Origin of the sequence: Kitasatospora sp. NPDC058965 (genome assembly GCF_042741245.1) — a bacterium.
In the GTDB taxonomy this organism is placed as follows: Bacteria; Actinomycetota; Actinomycetes; order Streptomycetales; family Streptomycetaceae; genus Kitasatospora.
In genome coordinates this window covers 1-2,354 of the sequence record NZ_JBHYKG010000562.1, presented here as the reverse complement: position 1 = coordinate 2,354, position 2,354 = coordinate 1, and the positions used below count along the sequence as shown (strand labels likewise).

The window sequence follows — 2,354 nt, the reverse complement described above, 5'->3', positions numbered from 1 at the left end:
ACGTAGATCAGGCCCATCTGGACCGCACCGAGCGGGTTCTCCAGGTCGCGGTCGCCGGTGTAGCGCTCGTCGCCGAGCCAGGTGCTCTCCGGGCCCCAGTACACGTCCTCGTCGGGCTCCCAGACGTCCGCGCGGCCGCCGGCGAAGCCGAAGGTCTCGAAGCCCATCGACTCCAGCGCCACGTTGCCCGCCAGGACCATCAGGTCGGCCCAGGAGAGGCTCTTGCCGTACTTCTTCTTCACCGGCCAGAGCAGGCGGCGGGCCTTGTCGAGGTTGGCGTTGTCCGGCCAGCTGTTGAGCGGGGCGAACCGCTGCTGGCCGGCGCCGGCACCGCCGCGGCCGTCGCTGATCCGGTAGGTGCCGGCGCTGTGCCAGGCCATCCGGATCATGAACGGGCCGTAGTGGCCGTAGTCGGCGGGCCACCACTCCTGGGAGGTGGTGAGCACCTCCTCGATGTCACGCTTCACGGCCGGCAGGTCCAGGCCGCGGAACGCCTCGGCGTAGTCGAACTCCTCGCCCAGCGGGTTCGCCACCGCCGGGTTCTTGGCCAGGATCTTCAGGTTCAGCTGGTCCGGCCACCACTGGCGGTTGCCCCCGCCCTGGGTGGGATGCGGTGCGCGACCGTGCGCAACCGGGCAGCCGCCTGCCGCGGCCTGTGCGTCAACGTTCTCAGACATGGGTATTCCTTCCGGACCAGCGGATCAGTGCGGGGAGCGGCTCGCGGCACCGAGGTGAGGCGCTTCGGTCGCGTCTCCCCCGCCTGCCCTGCTGGAGCCTTTCTGTCCCTTGGCTTCCATCGGAACCGATCCTACGATGGACGAGTTCTAAGTCAAGACGGACATCAAGTCCGGAACGAATTGGAGTCAGATCCTCCGCTGATACAGTTCGGGGATCCCATCGGACCTGAATAGGTGAACCCATATGAGTGACCTGCTGGAGCGACTGCGTGGGCGCGGCTGGCGGATGACCTCCCAGCGGCGAGTCGTGGCGGAGGTCCTCGACGGCGGCGAGCACGTCCACCTGACCGCGGACGAGGTGCACGCCCGGGCCGCCCAGCGGCTGCCCGAGATCTCCCGCGCCACCGTCTACAACACGCTCGGCGAGCTGGTCTCGCTCGGCGAGGTCATAGAGGTGTCCACCGACGGCCGGGCCAAGCGCTACGACCCCAACGCGCACCGCCCGCACCAGCACCTGGTCTGCTCCAACTGCGGCACCATCCGGGACGTCCACCCGCTCGGCAACCCGCTGGCCGACCTGCCGTCGGCGGAGCGCTTCGGGTTCACCGTCTCCGCGGTCGAGGTCACCTACCGGGGGCTCTGCCCGGACTGCGCCTGACCGCAGGACCGGGGCGGCGAGTCCGATCGGCCCCCGGGCCACTCAGGGAATAGTTGAACCGTAAACTTGTTGTCGTCTCCGTAGCCATCCTCCCCGGACGAAGGAACGACGATGACCCGCACCACGCTGACCCCCGCCGTCGACGTGCGGCGCGCCGCCGACCGCAGCGCCACCACCATCGACTGGCTGGACTCCAAGCACTCCTTCTCGTTCGGCGGCCAGTACGACCCGGCCAACACCCACCACGGCCTGCTGCTGGTCAACAACGACGACCGGGTGCGCCCGGGCAGCGGCTTCGAGACCCACCCGCACCGGGACATGGAGATCGTCACCTGGGTGCTGCAGGGCTCCCTGGTGCACCAGGACTCCACCGGCCACTCCGGCGTCATCTACCCGGGCCTGGCCCAGCGGATGAGCGCCGGGACCGGGATCCTGCACTCGGAGAAGAACGACTCCTGGCGGATCGCCGGCGGCCCCAGCCACACCGAGCCGGTGCACTTCGTGCAGATGTGGGTGGTCCCGGACGAGCCCGGCATCACCCCGGGCTACGAGCAGTTGGAGATCGAGAACGAGCTGCTGGCCGGCGGCCTGGTCCCGGTCGCCTCGGGCATGGCCAAGCACGACGGCGAGAGCGCCATCCGGATCAAGAACCGCTACGCGGCGCTGCACGCGGCCCGGCTGCAGCCGGGCCAGAGCGTCGAGCTGCCCGACGCCCCCTTCCTGCACCTGTTCGTCCCGCGCGGCGAACTGGCCCTGGAGGGCGTGGGCCCGCTGAGCACGGGCGACGCGGTCCGGTTCACCGCCACCGGCGGCATGAAGGTCACGGCCGTCGAACCGGCCGAGATCCTGGTCTGGGAGATGCACGCGACGATCGCCGCCTGACGGGGCGACGGGTGGGACCCGGCTGCGCGGCGCACACGCCGCCGGCGCCGTTCCCGCCGTGGCGTTGCCGTGCCCCCCCGCCCGGGGCCGACAGGGTCGCAAGCCCGCGCCGCCCCCCCCCGCGGGGCCCCCCAATG

3 protein-coding genes are annotated in these 2,354 nt (G+C 70.7%); 2 read left to right on the top strand and 1 reads right to left on the bottom strand.

The window, feature by feature from the left end; translation table 11 throughout:
* Nucleotides 1-677: peroxidase family protein (locus ACFW1A_RS40150; RefSeq protein WP_380418626.1), on the bottom strand; the 677-nt coding region annotated here is incomplete at its 3' end.
* A 244-nt stretch (nucleotides 678-921) separates the two neighbouring features.
* Between ACFW1A_RS40150 and ACFW1A_RS40145 the strand changes: the two genes are divergently transcribed.
* Nucleotides 922-1,335 (top strand): Fur family transcriptional regulator, encoded by a 414-nt coding sequence (locus ACFW1A_RS40145; RefSeq protein ID WP_380418624.1) that lies wholly within the window; start codon nucleotides 922-924, stop codon nucleotides 1,333-1,335.
* Between the two features lie 111 nt (nucleotides 1,336-1,446).
* A complete protein-coding gene (locus ACFW1A_RS40140) occupies nucleotides 1,447-2,217 on the top strand; it encodes a pirin family protein (protein WP_380418622.1) in 771 nt (256 codons plus the stop codon).
* Nucleotides 2,218-2,354: the final 137 nt, after the last annotated feature.